This window comes from Massilia sp. HP4 (genome assembly GCF_005222695.1).
Classification (GTDB): domain Bacteria; phylum Pseudomonadota; class Gammaproteobacteria; order Burkholderiales; family Burkholderiaceae_D; genus Telluria.
In genome coordinates this window covers 1-566 of the sequence record NZ_STGG01000040.1, presented here as the reverse complement: position 1 = coordinate 566, position 566 = coordinate 1, and the positions used below count along the sequence as shown (strand labels likewise).

The 566-nt window shown below is 64.3% G+C and carries 1 protein-coding gene; it reads right to left on the bottom strand.

Features of this window, described 5'->3' with window-relative positions; translation table 11 throughout:
• Positions 1-566: IS1595 family transposase (locus E8M83_RS14040; RefSeq protein ID WP_137173970.1), on the bottom strand; the 566-nt coding region annotated here is incomplete at both ends.

Below are 566 nucleotides of genomic sequence, written 5' to 3'. Positions count from 1 at the left end.
GATGGGCGATGCCGTGCTCGCGGGCGAAGGCGCGGTAGGCGGCGTTGGCGTCGGTGACCAGCAGGGCCTGGGGATCGAGCTTGGGAAACAGGTATTCGTTTAACTGGGATTTTGTCAACGCGCCGCGGCCGGTGACGGCGTCGATGGTCTGCCCGCTACGGTCGCGCGCGACCAGGATGCAGTCGAGGTGGTGTGAGAGGCCGCGCAAGGCCGCCTTGCCGCCGCGCTTGCGCGGTTTGCGATCGAGTTTGCGTGAACCCTTTTGCGATTCGAGCAGGAAGGTCTCGTCTGCTTCGACAATGCCTGTCAGTTGCTGCGGCCGGTCGTATTTGACCCAGTGAAGAAAACGGTGACGCCAGCGAAAGGTGGTGTTGCGGTGGACGCCGACCTGCCTGGCTGCGCTGCGCACCGTGCGCGAATCGAGTAGCGCGCCCAGATAATCAAGCCACTTGCCCTTGTGCCTGAGCCGCGCCAGTGGCGTGCCGGTCAGGTCGTTGAAGGTACGGCCACACTGGCAGCAACGGAACCGTTGCAAGTCATTGGCCTGCCCATGGCGATGGCAGCGC